This is a genomic window from Amycolatopsis eburnea (assembly GCF_003937945.1).
GTDB lineage: Bacteria > Actinomycetota > Actinomycetes > Mycobacteriales > Pseudonocardiaceae > Amycolatopsis > Amycolatopsis eburnea.
This window is the reverse complement of the sequence record NZ_RSEC01000059.1, coordinates 372,911-388,664: the sequence shown is the minus strand read 5'-3', so window position 1 is coordinate 388,664 and position 15,754 is coordinate 372,911. Positions and strand designations below refer to the sequence as shown.

The window sequence follows — 15,754 nt, the reverse complement described above, 5'->3', positions numbered from 1 at the left end:
GGGCGCACCCGGCGGCCGGCACCGATGATGGGGACATGCGAATCGACGTGCTCGGTGCCGTGCGGGCCCTGGGCGACGACGGCAGCCCGGTCGGCCTCGGCGGCCCCCGCCACCGCGAGGTGCTCGCCCGCCTCGTCGCGGCCGAGGGGCGGCTGGTCACGACCGATACCCTCGTCGGCGACCTCTGGGCCGAGCCACCGGCACGCGCGGTCGGCGCGCTGCGGACGTTCGTCGCCGCGCTGCGCCGCGCCCTGGAACCCGACCGGCCGCCCCGCACCCCGCCGCGGGTGATCGTCACCGAAGGCCCCGGCTACGCGCTGCGGCTGCCCCGCGAAGACGTCGACGTCCACCGGTTCGAGGACGCACTCGCCCGCACCCGCCACTCCCCCGGCGCGGTGGCCGAGCTCAGCGCGGCGCTCGCGGCCTGGCGCGGCCCCGCCTACGCCGACCTGCCGGATTCGCCGTGGGCGCACCGCGAACGGAACCGGCTGGAGGAACTCCGGCTCGCGGCGCTGGAACTGCGCGCCCGCATCCACCTCGACGCCGGGGAAGGCGCCGACCTCGTCGCCGAACTCGGCGCGCACGTCACCGAGCACCCGTGGCGCGAACCGGCGTGGGGACTCCTGGCCCGCGCCTTGCACCGCGCGGGCCGCCAGGCCGACGCGTTGTCGACCCTCCGCCGCGCCCGCACGATGCTCGTCGACCAGCTCGGCCTCGATCCCGGCCCCGACCTGCGACGGCTCGAGACCGAGATCCTGACCGGACCCGCGCCCGGGTGGACCGGCCCGGGCACCCGGCTCGGCCCCCGCACGACGGTGCATCTCGCCCGTACGCTCGCGCTCGCCGGTGGCGACGCGCTCATCCACTCCCGGCGTGACCGCCTCACCGCGATCCACGCCGCCGAGCGCACCGGGGACCTGCGCCTGACCGCCCGGATCATCGGCGCCTACGACGTGCCCGCCATCTGGAGCCGGGCCGACGACCCCGAGCAGTCCCGTGCGGTGGTCACGGCCGCCGACCGCACGCTCGCCCGGCTCGGCCCGGACGGGCCCGCCGACCTCCGGGCGCGGCTCCTGGCCACGATCGCCGTCGAAAGCCGCACCGCCGACCTGGCCGAAGCCGAGCTGAGCCGCGCCCGGCGGGCCGCGCGCCAAGCCGAAGCGCTGGCCCGGGAGCTGGGCGACCCCGCGCTGCTGGCGTTCGCGCTCAACGGCGTGTTCCTGCAGTCCTTCACCCGCCCCGGCCTCGCGGCGGCGCGCGACGGGATCGGCGCCGAGATCCTCGACCTGGCGACCCGGCACGGCCTGCCCGACTTCGCGGTCCTCGGCCGGTTGGTCCGCCTGCAGTCCGCCTCGGCCCTCGGCGACCTGGACACCGCGTCAGCGCACGCTACGGCGGCCGAACAGCTCGCCGTCACCACCGAAGCTCCCCTCGTCGCCGTCCTCACGGCGTGGTTCCGCGCCCGGGTCACGGCCACCCGCAGCACCGAGCCCGGCGGACCGGCCCCCGCCGAAGCCGCGGCCCAGTACCGCGCCGCCGAAGAAGCCCTTCGTTCCGCCGGCATGCCGGGACTGCACCGCGGCCTGTTCCCGCTCGCCCTGCTGGGACTGCGCCTGCTGCACGACCGGCCCGCCCCCACCGACCGGCGCCTCGACTGGGGGCCGTACCTGCCCTGGGCGCGTCCCCACGTGCTGCTCGCCCAAGGCCGTCACGAGGAGGCCCGCACCGCGCTCGCGGCGGCGCCGGAGCCACCGCCCGACCACCTGCAGGAGGCGATGTGGTGCCTGACCGCCCACACAGCGGTCCGCCTCGGCGAACGCGAAACCGCCGCACTGGCCGCGGCCGCCCTGAGGGACGCTCAGGCGGAAGACGCCGGCGCCGCCGGCGGAACGCTGACCCTGGGGCCGGTGGCACGGTACCTGGCGGACGCGGAGACACTCGCCGGTTAGGCCGGTCAACGAAGCTCGGCGAGCAGTTCCCGCACCCGCCGATCGATTTCGTCCCGGATCGGCCGGACGTCCTCGACGCCCTTGCCCGCGGGGTCCTCGAGCTGCCAGTCCAGGTACCGCTTGCCGGGGAACACCGGGCAGGCGTCACCGCAGCCCATCGTGATCACGACGTCGGCGGCCTCCACCGCGTCGGTCGTCAGCTTCTTCGGGACCTCGCGGGAGAGGTCGAGCCCGATCTCGGCCATCGCCTCGCGCACGGCGGGGTTGATGCTGTCGGCGGGCGCGGAACCGGCCGAGCGGACGTCGACCGCACCCTCGGCGTGGTGGGCGAGCAACGCGGCGGCCATCTGGGAACGGCCGGCGTTGTGCACGCAGACGAAGAGGACTTCAGGCTTGCCGGTCATCGAAGCTCCTTGTGAAGCGGCGCCGCAGCGCGAGGGAGACGTACACGAGGCAACGGGCCGACGACCCCGGCGAGTGCCTGGCCGCTCGCGGCTCCGAAGGTCGCGATGGCCACGGCGCTGGCGAGTTCGAAGCCCACATCGGTCCGAAGTAGACCAACAGCGGAACCGCGATCCGCGCGACGGGCCCGATCCTCGGCGGGAACTTGTTCTCGTACCAGTCGCGGCCCTTGGCGCGTTCGCCGACGCGGCGGCTCAGGTAGCCGGCGAACAGCGGGATGCCGAGGAAGATCAGCACGCTCTTGGCGATCTGCCACCCGGGCAGGACCGAGAGGTAGAACCAGCCGAGCAGCCCGAAGGCGATCACCTGGAACACCGAGTTCAGCGCGACGAGCACGGCGGCGGCTTCGCGGTCGCCGCAGGCTAGGTCGTTCCAGATGATCACCATCGCGATGCAGCGGGCGAGCCACCGCGGACAGCGCGGTGGCCAAGCCCGGGACCCAGCGCCCGGCCAGCAGCCCGGCGACCATCGCGGCCGCGATCCACACCGGCAGGAGCTTGTCCGGAGTGGACAAACGCGGTGGCGCCTCGATCGTCGTCACGCGGTGACTGCTTCACCCGTGGTCGTCAGCACCGCCGACAGCCGCGCCAGCACCTCCGGGTGCACGCGGTAGTAGATCCAGGTGCCGCGCCGGTCCCCGGTGATCAACCCGGTCTCCCGCAACACCTTCAGGTGATGGGAGATGGTCGGGCCGGTCAGGTCGAAGGCGTCCGTCAGGTCGCACACGCACGCCTCGCCGCCGGCGTGGGACGCGATCAGCGACAGCAACCGCAGCCGGACCGGGTCGGCCATCGCCTTGAACAGGTGCGACAGCTCGACCGCCTGATCCTGCGTCAGCGGCTCCGCAGCCAGCGGCGCGCAGCAGGCGTCCAGCGCGACGAGCGGCAGTTGCTTCGACATCCCTCTATATTGACAGACTTCGATACAGGCGGCAATCTGCTTAGACCATCGTCTATTCAAGGAGGTAGCGCAGATGTCACGGGTACAGCTGGCCCTGCGGGTCGGGGACCTGGCCGGATCGATCGACTTCTACTCGAAGCTGTTCGGGACGGAGCCGGCGAAGCTCCGGCCGGGCTACGCGAACTTCGCGATCACCGAGCCCGCGCTGAAGCTGGTACTCCTGGAGGGCGAACCGGGCCAGGAGACGGTGATGGACCACCTCGGCGTCGAGGTCGAGTCGACCGACCAGGTCAACGCGGCAACCCAGAGGCTGACCGGCGAAGGACTCGAGACGCGGACCGAGGACGACACCACGTGCTGCTACGCGGTGCAGGACAAGGTCTGGGTCCACGGCCCCGGCAAGGAGCCGTGGGAGGTCTACACGGTCAAGGGCGACTCGACGACGTACGGCACCGACACGATCACCCCGGCAACGTGCTGCACGCCGGACGCCGAGACCGGCGCGACAGCCAAGCCGGAGGGCTGCTGCAGCTGAAGCCCGCTGAGCCGGCCGAGGAACTGGCCCCGCTGGAGCGCAGCGGTCAGTTCGGCCACGCGCGGGGCCAGGTGCGCCGGGCGGAACTGCTCGCGCGGGACGGCCACCGGCCCCGGGCACCTTCGACGATGGTCCGGCACTGGGGAGCGTTCGTCCGCCAGGGCGAGCAGCCGGCCCAGCAGGTGGGGGTCGGACGCCCGTAGACCCGGGAACGCCGGCCGGCGAGATCCCAGCCCCGTCGGCCGGCAGGGTCGCACTGGCGCAGTATGGTTCGTACATACGAACAGCTCATCGATTCCGGGGGTGCCATGGCAGAGCGGACCGCCAAGGCGCACCGCACGGTTTCGCGGGTGACCGACATCCTCGAAGCCGTCGCCGCGGCCCGGCCCGGCGGACTCCGGCTCCACGATCTCGCCCTGTCGCTGGACGCGCCGAAGTCGTCCGTCTTCGGCCTCGTCAAGGGTCTGGTCGCCACGGGCTACCTGGTCGAAGAGGAAAGCCGTTACGTCCTCGGCCCCGCGCTGGGCCAGCTCCTCGCCGTCGAGAGCCCCAGCCTGGTCGACGCGGCCCGGCCGGCGCTCGAGAGCCTGCGCGACACGTTCAACGAGACGGTCACGCTCGCCACTCCCGTCGGCGAGTCCATCGTGTACGTCGACTCCGCGGAGTCGAGCCAGATGATCCGCTACTCGCCCCCCGCGCACACGCGCCGTCCGCTGTACCCGCCCAGTCCCGGCAAGGCGGTCCTCGCGCACTGGTCGCGTCGGCGCCAGGAGGCGTACCTCAAGGAGATCGTCACCGCCGAAGAGCTACCCGAAGCCCTGGCCGAACTCGACGACGTGCGGGCGCGCGGCGTCGCCTTCAACCGTGGCGAGACGCTTCCCGACGTCAGTGCGGCCGCGGCGCCGATCCTCGTCGGCGGGAAGGTGCTGGGCGTCATCTCGGTCGCCGGCCCGAGCTCGCGGATGCGCGACCGGCTCGACGAGATCGCCGCGGCCGTGAAGGACGCAGCGGCCACGACCGCCGGGCGCGTCTGAACGCGTCCCCGGCGAGGGACGTCCGGCTCAGGCGCGAGCACGCGAAAGAATGCGCTGCGCCTGCGCGAAAACCGGACCGTCGACCATCCGGCCCTCGTGGGTCAGGACACCGAAGCCGGCGGCTTCGGCCGCACGCAGCAGGCTCTCGGCCCACGCCACCTGCTCGGCCGTCGGCCGGTAGCCCTCGCGGATCACCGGGACTTGGGACGGGTGGATCGCCACCTTGGCATCGAAGCCGATGGCGACGGCGTCCTCGACCTCGGCCGCGAGCCCATCGACATCGGGGATGTCCAGGTAGACGGCGTCGAGGGCCGGCTTCCCCGCCGCCTTGGCCGCGATCAGCGCCCGCGACCGCGCGTGGCGCGCGACGTCGCGGTAGCCGCCCGTCACGCGGCGCGCCATCGAGCCACCCAGGCCGGCGACCAGGTCGTCGGCGCCCCACATGACCGCCACGACGGCCTCGGCCTGCGCGATCGTGTCGGCGTCCCGGATGCCTCGCGGGGTCTCGAGCAGGGCCACCACGTCGCAGCCGCCGAGCCCGGCGACCGCGGCCGCCGTCTCGGTCTTGGCGAGCATGACCCGCCGGATCCCCGCCGGCCGCAGCGAGGTCGTGACCAGGTCGCGGTCGGCGGCGTGGTCGGCACCGCCGACCGCGTTGACGCGCACCACGATGCGCTCCGGGTCCAGCTGCCCGGAACCGGCTGCCTCGCGGAGGGCCTCGCGTGCCGCCGCACGGCGGTCAGGCGCGACCGCGTCCTCGAGGTCGAGGATCACGACATCGGCGACCGCGAGCGCCTTGGCGTAGCGCTCGGGGCGGTCGGCCGGGCAGAAGAGCCACGCACTGCCGGGCGGCCAGCCGGGAGCGTCGCTCACGACGCACCGCCCGGCCGCATCCGGACCAGGGTCTGCCGGACGGCGAGTGCGACGACCTCGCCGCGCTGGTTGACCGCCTGGTGGCGCAGGCTCACCACACCCTCGCCGGGGCGGCTGTTCGAGGCGCGCTTGTCGGTGACCGCGGTTTCGGCGTAGATCGTGTCGCCGTGCCGCACCGGTGCGGGGAAGCGGATCTCGCCGAACCCCAGGTTGGCCACGATCGTGCCCTGCGTGAGCTGGCTGACCGAGAGACCGACCAGGGTGGACAGCGTGAACAGGGAGTTCACGAGGCGATCGTGGAACGGCGGCAGCCGCTCGCTCGCTGCCTGGTCGAGGTGCAGCGGCTGGGTGTTCATGGTGAGCGTGGTGAAGAGGACGTTGTCGGCTTCGGTCACGGTCCGCCCGGGCGCGTGGACATAGGTGGCACCCACCTCGAACTCTTCGAACCACAGGCCGCGCTGCTCGATCCGGCGCTCCGGCCGCGGGAGGGTCATCGGGCAGCCACCGGCCGCTGCCGCCTGGCCGCGGCCTTGCGGGCCCGGCGCGCCTGGTCGAGAACCGCGCCGACCACCAGCAGGATGCCGGCGCCGACGAACATCAGCGAGACGCCGTACGTGGAGTGGCTCGGCGAGGCGTCGACCAGCGCGACCGCCCACAGTGGAGCGAAGCCACCCGCGAGGGCGCCGCCGACCTCACGACCGGTGCCGAGGCCCGAGGCCCGCACGTGCACGGGGAACTGGCGGGCGAGGAAGTCGCCCTGCGCGGACAACGCGGCCGGGATGACCAGCCCGGTGGTGAGCACGAGAGCCGCGCCGATCGCCCACTTGTTGCCGGTGTCCAGCAACGAGAAGAACGGGAAGGCGAGGGCGACGACGCCGGCACCGGCCGCCAGCAGGACGCGGCGGGAATCGACGCGGTCGCAGAGCCTGCCGACGACCGGGATCACGATGATCGCGGTGACACTGGCCAGGGTGATGCCGAAGGTGCCGTAGGAGGCGGGAGCGCCGACGTCCGTCTTGAGGTAGCTCAGGGAGAAGGTCTTGAAGACGTAACTGGCGCCGTTGTACCCGATGGTCATGACCATGACGACGAGCAGTGGCTTCCAGTTGCCGAGGACCAGCTCGATCAGCGGCTTGCGGCGCTCGCGTGGCGTCGCGTGCTCGAGCTCCTCGAAGGCGTGGGTCTCGGGCAGCCGCCGGCGGACGACGTAGCCGACGCAGACGAGGACGAAGCCGACCAGGAACGGGATGCGCCAGCCGAAGCCGTAGAGGAAGTCCTCGTCGATGGCGGTCAGCAAGGTCATCGTCAGCGACGAGACGAAGAGGCCGATGTTGACGCCCAGCGCGGGCCAGGAACCGAAGCGGCCGGTCTTGCCGGATCCCGCGTACTCGTAGGACATCGCGATCGCGCCGCTGAACTCGGCACCCGCGCCGAGGCCCTGCACCAGGCGGATGACGACGAGCAGCAGCGGGGCGGCCACGCCGATCGCGGCGTAGCCCGGCAGCAGGCCGATGCAGCCGGACGACAGGCCCATCACGAGGAACGTGATCGACAGGGTCGCCTTGCGGCCGAAGCGGTCCCCGATCGCCCCGAAGACGATGCCGCCGAAGGGGCGGGCGATGAAGCCGACCGCGAACGTCGCGAACGAGGCCAGCGTCGCGGCCGAGTCGTTGCCCGCGGGGAAGAAGACGCCGCCGAAGACGAGGGCGGCCATCGAGGCGTAGAGGTAGAAGTCGTACCACTCGAGGGCCGAGCCCACGATGATCGCGGCCGCGGCGCGACGGCGCTCGGTGCTGGTCAGCTCGGGTCGGGAAGCCACTTCGTCCACGGCGTTGCCTTTCGCATATACGAACGCGCTTGCGCATCTGCGGACTAAGGAAGCACGTGGCAGGCGTCACGTCAAGCGTTGGGCAGGGATCCGCAGGCTTGCCCGGAGTCCACATCCATGTTCAGATATGCGTACGGCAGTTCATATATGCGGAGGTTGTTGTGGATTTCACGCTCACTGAGGACCAGCAGGCCCTGCGCGCGGGCGTCCGGGCGCTGATCGCGAAGTTCGACGACGACTACTGGGCGCGCTGCGACGCGGAGCACGAGTTCCCGTGGGACTTCTACAACGCGCTCGCCGAGGGCGGCTGGCTCGGGATCGCCATCCCCGAGGAGTACGGGGGCGGCGGCCTCGGCATCACGGAGGCGGCGCTCCTGCTCGAGGAGATCGCCGCCTCCGGCGCCGGCATGAACGGCTGCAGCACGATCCACCTGACGATCTTCGGCCTCAACACCATCGTGAAGCACGGCAGCGAGCAGCAGCGCAAGGAGATCCTGCCCGGAGCGGTCGACGGCTCCCTGCACGTCTGCTTCGCGGTCACCGAGCCCGATGCCGGCACCGACACGACGCGGATCTCGACCTTCGCCCGCAAGGTCGACGGCGGCTACCACCTGCGCGGCCGCAAGGTGTGGATCACGAAGGCCGGCTACTCGCAGAAGGCCGTCCTCATCGCCCGCACGAGTCCCCGCGACGACGAGCGCCCGGTCGACGGCATGAGCCTGTTCCTGCTCGACATGGACTCCCCCGGCATCGCGCTGAACCCGATCCCGAAGCTCGGCCGCAACGCGGTGCCCTCGTACGAGATCGCCTTCGACGACGTCTTCGTCCCCGAGTCGGCCCGCGTCGGCGAGGAGGGCAAGGGCTTCCGCTACCTCCTCGACGGGCTCAACCCCGAGCGGATCCTGCTCGCGCACGAGGCGCTCGGCATCGGTCGCGCGTCGCTGCGCCGGGCCGTGAAGTACGCGCGGGAGCGGGTCGTCTTCGACCGGCCGATCGGACAGAACCAGGGCATCGCGTTCCCCCTCGCCGAGTGCGCGATGCGGCTCGACGCCGCCGAGCTCGTCGCCCGCCGGGCAGCCTGGGCCTACGACCAGGGCCTCCCCTGCGGCCGCGAGGCGAACACCGCGAAGTTCCTCTGCGCCGACGCGGGGTTCAAGGCCGCCGACCAGGCGGTCCAGACCCACGGCGGGATGGGCTACGCACACGAATACCACGTCGAGCGCTACTTCCGGGAGTCGCGCATCCTGCGCCTGGCCCCGGTCAGCCAGGAGATGGTCCTCAACTACGTCTCCACCCACGTCCTCGGCCTCCCGAAGAGCTACTGAGATGAGTACCGAGACGTACGCCGCGGACGCGCCCGCGCTGCGCGGCATCAAGGTCGTCGACCTGTCGCGAGTCCTGGCCGGGCCCCTCTGCGCGCAGATGCTCGCCGATCACGGCGCCGAAGTGATCAAGGTCGAGCCGCCCCTGGGCGACGAGACCCGGACGTGGGGTCCGCCGTTCGCCGGGCCGGACACGAGCACCTACTTCACCGGCATCAACCGCAACAAGGCGAACGTCTGCCTCGACCTGCGGACCGAGGCAGGCCAGGCGGTCCTGCGCGACCTGCTCGCCGAGGCCGACGTCGTCGTCGAGAACTTCAAGGCCGGCACGCTCGCCCGCTGGGGCTTCGACGACGAGGTCGTCCGCACGACGTGGCCGCGGCTGATCCTGTGCCGCATCACCGGGTTCGGCACCGACGGCCCGATGGGTGGCATGCCCGGCTACGACGCGGTGGCGCAGGCCTACAGCGGCCTGATGAGCGTCAACGGCGAACCCGACGGTGAGCCGCTGCGGGTCGGCGTACCGATCGCGGACATGGTGACCGGCATCTACGCCTGCACCGGCGTCCTGCTCGCCCTGCAGGCCCGGCACCGCACGGGCGAAGGGCAGATCGTCGACTGCAACCTGGTCAACACGGCCGTCTCGCTGCTCCACCCGCACTCGCCGTCGTACCTCATGGGTGGTGTCGACGGTGCGCGGACCGGTTCGGCCCACCCGACGATCGCGCCGTACAACAGCTTCGCCGCGGCGGACGGGCTGGTGTTCATCGGCTGCGGCAACGACAAGCAGTTCCGCACGCTGGCGGAGGTGCTCGACATCGCGGGTCTCGCCGACGACCCGCGTTTCGCCTCGAACGCGGCGCGCTTGGCCAATCGCGCCACGATGGAGGAGCACCTCCGTCCCGCGATCGCGACGTGGAAGCGCGCCGAGCTGAGCCGCGAACTGCTGGCCCGCGGCGTCCCGGCGACACCGATCCACACCGTCGGCGAGGCACTCGAGGACGCCCACGTGCGCAGCCAGCAGATGGTGGTCTCGAGCGGCGGCTACGTCGGCACCGGAATCCCGATCAAGCTGCGCGGCACGCCCGGCACGGTACGCACGGCCCCGCGTCCGCGCGGCGCCGACACCGAGGCGGTCCTGGCCGCACTCGGGTACGACGCCGACCGCGTCAACCGGCTCCTGAGCGACGGCACGGCCCACGCGGCCGACGAGACGGAGCGAGCTTTGCCGACGAGCCCGCCTCCGGCGGAGAACGGCTAGGTGATCTCCGAGGTTCGCGGTGCGGATCGCACCGGCCCACCGCTTCCGGATCTGCTCGCTCGAAAGCAGCCACTCGCCGTTCGCTTCGAAACCGCGGGAAGGTCGCGTGATCAGGGCGGGAGCTGCGTCATTTCACCCGTTGAGGGCACGCGTGCCGCATCCACGCGGTGGCACGATGGACAATGCCGGCAACCGTGCGGGATTCAATTTGCTCTTCTGTTCGGTGAACGCCCGTGCGTCGGCGGCGACAGCGTCGAAAACACCGGTTCGTAGGGGGCGACCGTGGAACAGCCGATAACGCTCGATGTCAACGCGTCCGACGTGCACGCCGAAGGCGCCCGCCTGCGGGCACGGGGGCCGGTCACCCGGATCGAACTGCCCGGTGGCGTCCCGGCCTGGGCCGCCACCGGGAACGATGTCCTGCGTCGGCTGCTGGCCGACCCCCGGGTGTCCAGGGACGCGATGCAGCACTGGCCCGCGTTCACCAACGGGGAAATCGCCGAGGACTGGCCACTACGGATCTGGGTTTCGGTCCGGAACATGTTCACCGCATACGGCGCCGACCACCGGCGCTTGCGTTCCCTGACGGCCGCCGCCTTCACCGCCCGCCGCACCGAGGCACTCCGCCCGAAAATCGAAGAAATCACCCGGGACCTGCTCGACGCCATCGAGGCGGAATCCGATGACGCGCCCGTTGATCTGCGGGCGCGGTACGCCTACCCACTGCCGATCGAGGTCATCTGTCAGCTGTTCGGCGTCCCGGGCGACAAACGGGCCGGGATCCGCGAAGTGGTGGACCGCTTCTTCGACAGCGCGATAACCGAGGAACAGGCGCAGGCCAACGTGGCGACGGCGTACACCCTGTTCACCGAACTGATCGCGCAGAAACGCGCGGCGCCCGCCGACGACCTCACCAGCGCCCTGATCGCCGCGCGCGACGACCGGGACGGCGCGCTGACCGAAACCGAGCTCGTCGACACGATGATGCTGATGATGACCGCCGGCCACGAGACCACGGTGAATCTGCTCGATCACGCCGTCACCGCGCTGCTGTCCCACCCCGATCAGCTCGCCCTGGTCCGGTCCGGGCGACGGACCTGGACCGCCGTGGTCGAGGAGACGCTGCGCTGGCAGGCACCGATCCCGTACACACCGCTGCGGTACGCGGTCGAGGACATCGAGGTGGACGGCACGGTGATCCGCCGCGGCGACGCGATCCTGGTCGGCTTCGGCGCCGCCGGGCGCGACCCCGCCCAGCACGGCGACACCGCCGACGAGTTCGACATCACCCGCACGGCCGCACCGCACCTCACCTTCGGCTACGGAGCGCACCACTGCCCGGGCGCGCCGCTGGCCCGCCTCGAAGCCGAGGTGGCGCTCCCGGCGCTGTTCGGCCGCTTCCCGGAGCTGTCCCTCGCCGTGCCGCCGGAGAAACTGACCACCCTGCCCACGTTCCTGTCCAACGGGCACACCAGCCTGCCCGTCCACCTCCGGCCCGCACCTCGCTGACACCACCGGCGGTCATCTGCGGTCGATGGCGACCCAGTTCGTTTCCCACGTGGTTCCGCCGTCGGCCGAGAAGGCCTGTTCGAACCTGGCGGTGTCCTGGCCCTGGCGGAAAACGAGGAAGCGCACCTTGATCGGACGGCCGCCCAGCTGGTCGTCGCCGTAGAACTCGCCGACGCCGTCGTGGAACCCGCCGTACACCGCCGGGTTGAGCAGGCCGTCACGGGCGTTGACGAAGGTCAGGCTCCACCGCTGTGCCGCCGGTTCGTACAGCCGCAGGTTGAGGGCGTCGATGTGTCCGCTCGGCCCGGCGACCTTGAGCTCGACGACGTTCTCCCGCCGGTCCAGCAGTGGACGGACGACGCTGGTACCCGAGAACTGGAGCCATTCGTCCGCGGACTCCGAGAGCGGCTCGGCGAGCACCCGCACCGTGGTGTGCCAGGTACCGATTTCCCAGTCGAAGTCGCATTGGCCACCGGCAGCCGTCGACGACGCCGGAGCTGTCGAGGCGTCGCCCGACGTCGCCATCGCGATCAGCATGAAGGCCGAAACGCCTGCGGTCAGGATCCGTCTGTATGGCATGGTCATGGTCCGACTATCCGAGCGGAGCACGGCCATGGACAAGAAGGCACCTGCAGGTAACTCCCCGCGTCCCAACCCGCTGCCCGGCTGCCCGATGGCCGCGGCGTTCGCCGCGATCGGCGGCAAGTGGAAGCTGACCCTGCTGTACTGGCTCGGCCACGGAGAGTCCCACTTCGCCGGCCTGCGCCGCCGGAGCGCCCCGATCACGCCCAAGGTGCTGGCCGAACAGCTGCGCGAACTCGAAGCCGACGGACTGGTCGAACGGGTGGCGACCGGACCGGTCCCGGCACCCGTCATCTACCGGCTCACGCCGTACGGATCCACCGTCCTGCCCGTCGTCGAAGGAGTCCGGGTGTGGGGTGAGGAGCACCTCCGGCGCTCCCCCGCCGCGGGCACGCCGATGAGCTGCGTCAACGCGATCGCGTAGCCGCGCTCAGTCGGTGACGTGCCACTTTCCGCCGCGCAGTTCGAGGACGGCGTCGCCATCGGTGATGCAGCCACGGTCCACAGTGGCGGTCAGCAAGTCCGGCCGCGCCGCACATGCCCACAAGACTGTTCTGCGCCTTGGTTTTTGGCCGCGCTCGCAGTCATGCGCAGGGCGCCCTGGAACGATGGCTGCGGCGCCGGCTCCGGTGGGGGCGCGGGGCGGCGCACCTCGTAGCCGGCCAGGGTCACCGCGCTGAGCCAGAACTGCGAACGCGTGCTGGGCAGCACCGCCATCGCCACGATCCCCGCGAGCATCAGCTGTCGCGGGTCCCCGAGCCCGGTTCGCGCACCACGAGCGGCGTGATCGCCAGCTCCGCCGCCGTCAGCGGGCGACGCCGGCGGGCCCACGGGTGCGTCGTCGCCACGACCACCAGGTGGTCCACGGCTACCTTCCGCGACGCCAGCCCCGTGAGCGGCCCCGGCGACTCCACGAATCCCAGGTCGACGCGGCCGGTGCGGGTCAGCTCCGCCACCTGGTCGGAGTTCGCCACCTCCAGGCCGAGGTACAGGCCCGGCTCGGTGCGCTTCAGTTCCCCGATCCAGCCCGGCACCAAGGTGCTCGGCCAGCGTCATGCTCGCCGCGACGTGCAGTTGGGCGTCGTGCTGGGTGCGCAACGCTTCCGCGCCGGCCGGCAGCGAATCCAGCTCCGCCAGGACGCGGTGGGCCCAGCCCGCGCCGGGTGCGCTTTCGTACAGGGCCCGTCCGGCGGACCGCAGACTGACCACATGGGAGCCTTGGCCGTCACCGTGTTCGCGACGGCCGCCCGGGCCTGTCGGGACCGCCGGTGGCGCTGTACGGCCTGGGCGCGGGCTGGAGCGCGGACGAAACCCGCGGCACGCTCTCGGCGTACTTCTTCGTGCTGGGCCTGGTGGCGGTGCCGAGCCTGGGCTGGCCGTCGGTCCCGGGACCGGTGCTGATCGCGATGGCCGTGGCGGCGGTGGCGGGTGACGTCCTCGGCCGCCTCCTGTCCCGCCGCGTCGGCACCCGCGTGGTCCGCCGCTCGGTACTGACGCTCACCGCGGCCGGCGGGGCGCTCACCCTGGCCCACGCCGTCTGGTGACCCGGCGCGGCCGGAATCACCTGTCGTGCGCCGGACCCGTACCGGCTGGGTGGCGCCATCGCCGTGCTGCCGCCGGTCGGCCCCTACCCCTCGGTATCGGCGAGCACGGCGCCGAAGGTGTAAGCGAGGGTCAGGACGCCGTGGCTGGCCTCGGTGGCCCGGCCGGACAGGCCGGCGAGGTCCGCCGTGCCGGAATGCGGGACCACGGTGCCGAAGGTGCTTTGGTCCTCGCCGTCGGCCAGCCCGCCGTGCTGGATGACGAAGGTGCCCTTCCGGCCCTCCAACGTCGCGTCGATGCGTTCGGAGGCGACGTAGCCGGCACCCGCGGCTGCCTGGGCAGTGAGCACTTCGGCCACTCCGGTTCCCTCGAGGGCACCCCGGTAGGTCTTGCGGATCACGATCTTGGTCTGCTTCGGCCCCTCCGCCGGCTCGTCGTAGACGGTCTCCTCCCAGCTGTCGATCTCGAACTCGGCCTGGATCGTCCGCGGCGCGGCAGCCCCGCTGGACCATTCGACGAGTTGCAGCACGAGGCCGTTGGGGTCGGTGACCTGGAACAGCCGTTCGCCCCACGGTTCCTCACGCAGCGGCAGGGTGATGTCGGCGCCGGCGTCACGCAGGCGCTCCTGTTCCGCTTCGATCCCGGTCACGGTGAAGGCGAGGATGACGCCCGCCACCTGCTGGAAGCGCTGCTCGTCCGGCAGGATTTCGAGACCGCGCCGCAGCAGGACGATGTCGGCGCCGGCGTCGTCCCGCGTCAGGGAGACGAAGCCCTCGGCGGCGTGCGCTTCACGGTAGCCGAAAAGGGTGGTGAGGAAGGCTGCGGAGGCGGCCGGGTCGTCGACGGTGAGCGAGACGGTGGTGGTGCTGATGTGCATCGGACTTTCCTTCTGGTGAGCGAGAACCGGACGCGGGGTCAGCGTCCGGCGGTGACGCGGGCGATTTCGGCCGGGGTGCCGGCCATGATGGTGCGGGCGTGTTCGGTGATCAGCTCCGCCGGCCAGTCCCACCAGGCGGCTTCCCGCAGCCGGTCGACGTCGGCGTCGGAGAAGCGCCGTCGGATCGTCCGGGCCGGATTGCCGCCGACGACCGTGTACGGCGGCACGTCGGCGGTGACCACCGCGCCGGCGGCGACGATGGCGCCGTCACCGATCGTCACGCCCGGCATGACGGTGGCCCGGTAGCCGATCCAGACGTCGTTGCCGACGACGGTGTCGCCCCGGCTGGGCATGCCGGTGACGAGGTCGAGGGTCCGCTCGGCCCAGGGCCCGCCGAACATGGTGAACGGGTAGGTGGACACGCCCATCGTGGGGTGTTCGGCGCCGGCCATGAGGAACCGGGCACCGGCGGCGATGGCGCAGAACTTGCCGATGACCAGCCGCTCGGGCCCGTAGGCGTAGAGGACGTTGCGGTCTTCGAACCCGGTCGCGCCGTCCGGGTCGTCGTAGTAGGTGTACTCGCCCACCACGATCTTCGGCGAGGTGATCAACGGCTTGAGGAAGACCACCCGCTCGTGCGCGGGCAGCGGGTGGCGGACGGTCGGGTCGGGTGTCACTTTTCGGCTCCCGGGTCGGAGGTGGGGACGGGCACGGGGTCGAGGAAGCCGTAGCCGCGGCGCAGGCGGTCGGGCCCGGCGACCAGCACGGCCAGCCCGATGATCACCGGCGGCCCGCCGGGCGGCGCCAGTGCCCACGGGAGGCGTGCCACGTGGTGGTGGACGTCGACCGGCCCCGCCGGCCGGTACACCAGCCCGGGGAACTGCCGCTGCGCCGCGGCCACCGCGGCGTCGATCGCGTCGCGGCCGTCGGCCACCACGATCGGGTCGACGTAACCGGCGTCGTCGGTCCAGAGTTCGCCGACGAGCGCCCGGCGCCGGCCGGGATCACGCTCGTTCCAGCTGGCCAGGTACCGCCTGGCCAGCTCGTCGAGGTCGGACATTTCACTTCCCTTCGGCCACC

General features: G+C 71.9%; 19 protein-coding genes and 2 pseudogenes. 10 read left to right on the top strand and 11 right to left on the bottom strand.

Annotated features, from left to right (window positions below; all coding sequences use genetic code 11):
- The first annotated feature begins 35 nt into the window (after positions 1 to 35).
- Entirely contained in the window at positions 36 to 1,949 is a 1,914-nt protein-coding gene (locus tag EIY87_RS33975; protein ID WP_125313992.1) for a BTAD domain-containing putative transcriptional regulator, read from the top strand.
- A gap of 5 nt (positions 1,950 to 1,954) precedes the next feature.
- Here EIY87_RS33975 and EIY87_RS33970 read toward each other — a convergent pair whose 3' ends face one another.
- Positions 1,955 to 2,353, bottom strand: coding sequence for an arsenate reductase ArsC (locus EIY87_RS33970; RefSeq protein ID WP_125313991.1), 399 nt, complete (start codon positions 2,351 to 2,353; stop codon positions 1,955 to 1,957).
- Positions 2,337 to 2,892: pseudogene (locus EIY87_RS33965) on the bottom strand (arsenic resistance protein). The gene EIY87_RS33970 and the pseudogene EIY87_RS33965 overlap by 17 nt, the downstream one beginning before the upstream one ends.
- Between EIY87_RS33965 and EIY87_RS49030 the strand changes: the two are divergent.
- The gene (locus EIY87_RS49030; protein WP_263855651.1) at positions 2,834 to 2,959 is read left to right on the top strand and encodes a hypothetical protein; all 126 of its coding nucleotides are present in this window, start codon (positions 2,834 to 2,836) and stop codon (positions 2,957 to 2,959) included. The pseudogene EIY87_RS33965 and the gene EIY87_RS49030 overlap by 59 nt on opposite strands.
- On the opposite strand, the gene EIY87_RS33960 is transcribed toward EIY87_RS49030, so the two are convergent.
- Positions 2,949 to 3,311 carry an ArsR/SmtB family transcription factor gene (locus EIY87_RS33960; RefSeq protein ID WP_125313990.1) on the bottom strand — a complete coding sequence of 121 codons (363 nt, stop codon included), beginning with the start codon at positions 3,309 to 3,311 and terminating at the stop codon, positions 2,949 to 2,951. The genes EIY87_RS49030 and EIY87_RS33960 overlap by 11 nt on opposite strands.
- A gap of 73 nt (positions 3,312 to 3,384) precedes the next feature.
- On the opposite strand from EIY87_RS33960, the gene EIY87_RS33955 reads away from it, so the two are divergent.
- From EIY87_RS33955 to EIY87_RS33945, 3 genes are all read left to right on the top strand, one after another.
- Positions 3,385 to 3,846, top strand: coding sequence for an ArsI/CadI family heavy metal resistance metalloenzyme (locus EIY87_RS33955; protein ID WP_125313989.1), 462 nt, complete (start codon positions 3,385 to 3,387; stop codon positions 3,844 to 3,846).
- A complete protein-coding gene (locus EIY87_RS48140) occupies positions 3,786 to 4,049 on the top strand; it encodes a hypothetical protein (protein WP_125313988.1) in 264 nt (87 codons plus the stop codon). Before EIY87_RS33955 ends, EIY87_RS48140 begins: the two co-directional genes overlap by 61 nt.
- A 105-nt stretch (positions 4,050 to 4,154) precedes the next feature.
- Positions 4,155 to 4,880 carry an IclR family transcriptional regulator gene (locus tag EIY87_RS33945; protein WP_125313987.1) on the top strand — a complete coding sequence of 242 codons (726 nt, stop codon included), beginning with the start codon at positions 4,155 to 4,157 and terminating at the stop codon, positions 4,878 to 4,880.
- A gap of 27 nt (positions 4,881 to 4,907) precedes the next feature.
- Here the strand turns inward: EIY87_RS33945 and EIY87_RS33940 are convergent, their stop codons facing one another.
- The 3 genes from EIY87_RS33940 to EIY87_RS33930 are packed head-to-tail and all read right to left on the bottom strand — an operon-like array spanning position 4,908 to position 7,572.
- Complete coding sequence (locus tag EIY87_RS33940) at positions 4,908 to 5,753, bottom strand: HpcH/HpaI aldolase/citrate lyase family protein (RefSeq protein WP_125313986.1); 846 nt, start codon at positions 5,751 to 5,753, stop codon at positions 4,908 to 4,910.
- Positions 5,750 to 6,247, bottom strand: a complete 498-nt coding sequence (locus tag EIY87_RS33935; RefSeq protein WP_125313985.1) for a MaoC family dehydratase — start codon at positions 6,245 to 6,247, stop codon at positions 5,750 to 5,752. Before EIY87_RS33935 ends, EIY87_RS33940 begins: the two co-directional genes overlap by 4 nt.
- Positions 6,244 to 7,572: an MFS transporter gene (locus tag EIY87_RS33930; protein ID WP_225440201.1), complete on the bottom strand. Its 1,329-nt coding sequence runs from the start codon at positions 7,570 to 7,572 to the stop codon at positions 6,244 to 6,246. The genes EIY87_RS33935 and EIY87_RS33930 overlap by 4 nt, the downstream gene beginning before the upstream one ends.
- A 170-nt stretch (positions 7,573 to 7,742) precedes the next feature.
- Between EIY87_RS33930 and EIY87_RS33925 the strand changes: the two genes are divergently transcribed.
- From EIY87_RS33925 to EIY87_RS33915, 3 genes are all read left to right on the top strand, one after another.
- Positions 7,743 to 8,906, top strand: a complete 1,164-nt coding sequence (locus tag EIY87_RS33925) for an acyl-CoA dehydrogenase family protein (protein ID WP_125313984.1) — start codon at positions 7,743 to 7,745, stop codon at positions 8,904 to 8,906.
- A gap of 1 nt (position 8,907) precedes the next feature.
- Positions 8,908 to 10,164 carry a CaiB/BaiF CoA transferase family protein gene (locus EIY87_RS33920; RefSeq protein WP_125313983.1) on the top strand — a complete coding sequence of 419 codons (1,257 nt, stop codon included), beginning with the start codon at positions 8,908 to 8,910 and terminating at the stop codon, positions 10,162 to 10,164.
- A 282-nt stretch (positions 10,165 to 10,446) separates the two neighbouring features.
- Positions 10,447 to 11,673, top strand: a complete 1,227-nt coding sequence (locus EIY87_RS33915) for a cytochrome P450 family protein (protein WP_125313982.1) — start codon at positions 10,447 to 10,449, stop codon at positions 11,671 to 11,673.
- Between the two features lie 12 nt (positions 11,674 to 11,685).
- Here EIY87_RS33915 and EIY87_RS33910 read toward each other — a convergent pair whose 3' ends face one another.
- Positions 11,686 to 12,258, bottom strand: coding sequence for a hypothetical protein (locus EIY87_RS33910; RefSeq protein WP_225440200.1), 573 nt, complete (start codon positions 12,256 to 12,258; stop codon positions 11,686 to 11,688).
- 28 nt (positions 12,259 to 12,286) lie between these two features.
- Between EIY87_RS33910 and EIY87_RS33905 the strand changes: the two genes are divergently transcribed.
- A complete protein-coding gene (locus tag EIY87_RS33905) occupies positions 12,287 to 12,679 on the top strand; it encodes a winged helix-turn-helix transcriptional regulator (protein WP_225440199.1) in 393 nt (130 codons plus the stop codon).
- A 316-nt stretch (positions 12,680 to 12,995) separates the two neighbouring features.
- Here EIY87_RS33905 and EIY87_RS33900 read toward each other — a convergent pair.
- Positions 12,996 to 13,413: pseudogene (locus EIY87_RS33900) on the bottom strand (LysR substrate-binding domain-containing protein); the annotation flags it as partial.
- A gap of 110 nt (positions 13,414 to 13,523) precedes the next feature.
- On the opposite strand from EIY87_RS33900, the gene EIY87_RS33895 reads away from it, so the two are divergent.
- Positions 13,524 to 13,799 (top strand): hypothetical protein, encoded by a 276-nt coding sequence (locus tag EIY87_RS33895; RefSeq protein ID WP_225440198.1) that lies wholly within the window; start codon positions 13,524 to 13,526, stop codon positions 13,797 to 13,799.
- An 83-nt stretch (positions 13,800 to 13,882) separates the two neighbouring features.
- On the opposite strand, the gene EIY87_RS48620 is transcribed toward EIY87_RS33895, so the two are convergent.
- The 3 genes from EIY87_RS48620 to EIY87_RS33880 are packed head-to-tail and all read right to left on the bottom strand — an operon-like array spanning position 13,883 to position 15,734.
- Positions 13,883 to 14,674 (bottom strand): DUF3224 domain-containing protein, encoded by a 792-nt coding sequence (locus tag EIY87_RS48620; RefSeq protein WP_225440197.1) that lies wholly within the window; start codon positions 14,672 to 14,674, stop codon positions 13,883 to 13,885.
- A gap of 38 nt (positions 14,675 to 14,712) precedes the next feature.
- Positions 14,713 to 15,351 (bottom strand): CatB-related O-acetyltransferase, encoded by a 639-nt coding sequence (locus EIY87_RS33885; protein WP_125313981.1) that lies wholly within the window; start codon positions 15,349 to 15,351, stop codon positions 14,713 to 14,715.
- The gene (locus EIY87_RS33880) at positions 15,348 to 15,734 is read right to left on the bottom strand and encodes a nuclear transport factor 2 family protein (protein ID WP_125313980.1); all 387 of its coding nucleotides are present in this window, start codon (positions 15,732 to 15,734) and stop codon (positions 15,348 to 15,350) included. The genes EIY87_RS33885 and EIY87_RS33880 overlap by 4 nt, the downstream gene beginning before the upstream one ends.
- Positions 15,735 to 15,754: the final 20 nt, after the last annotated feature.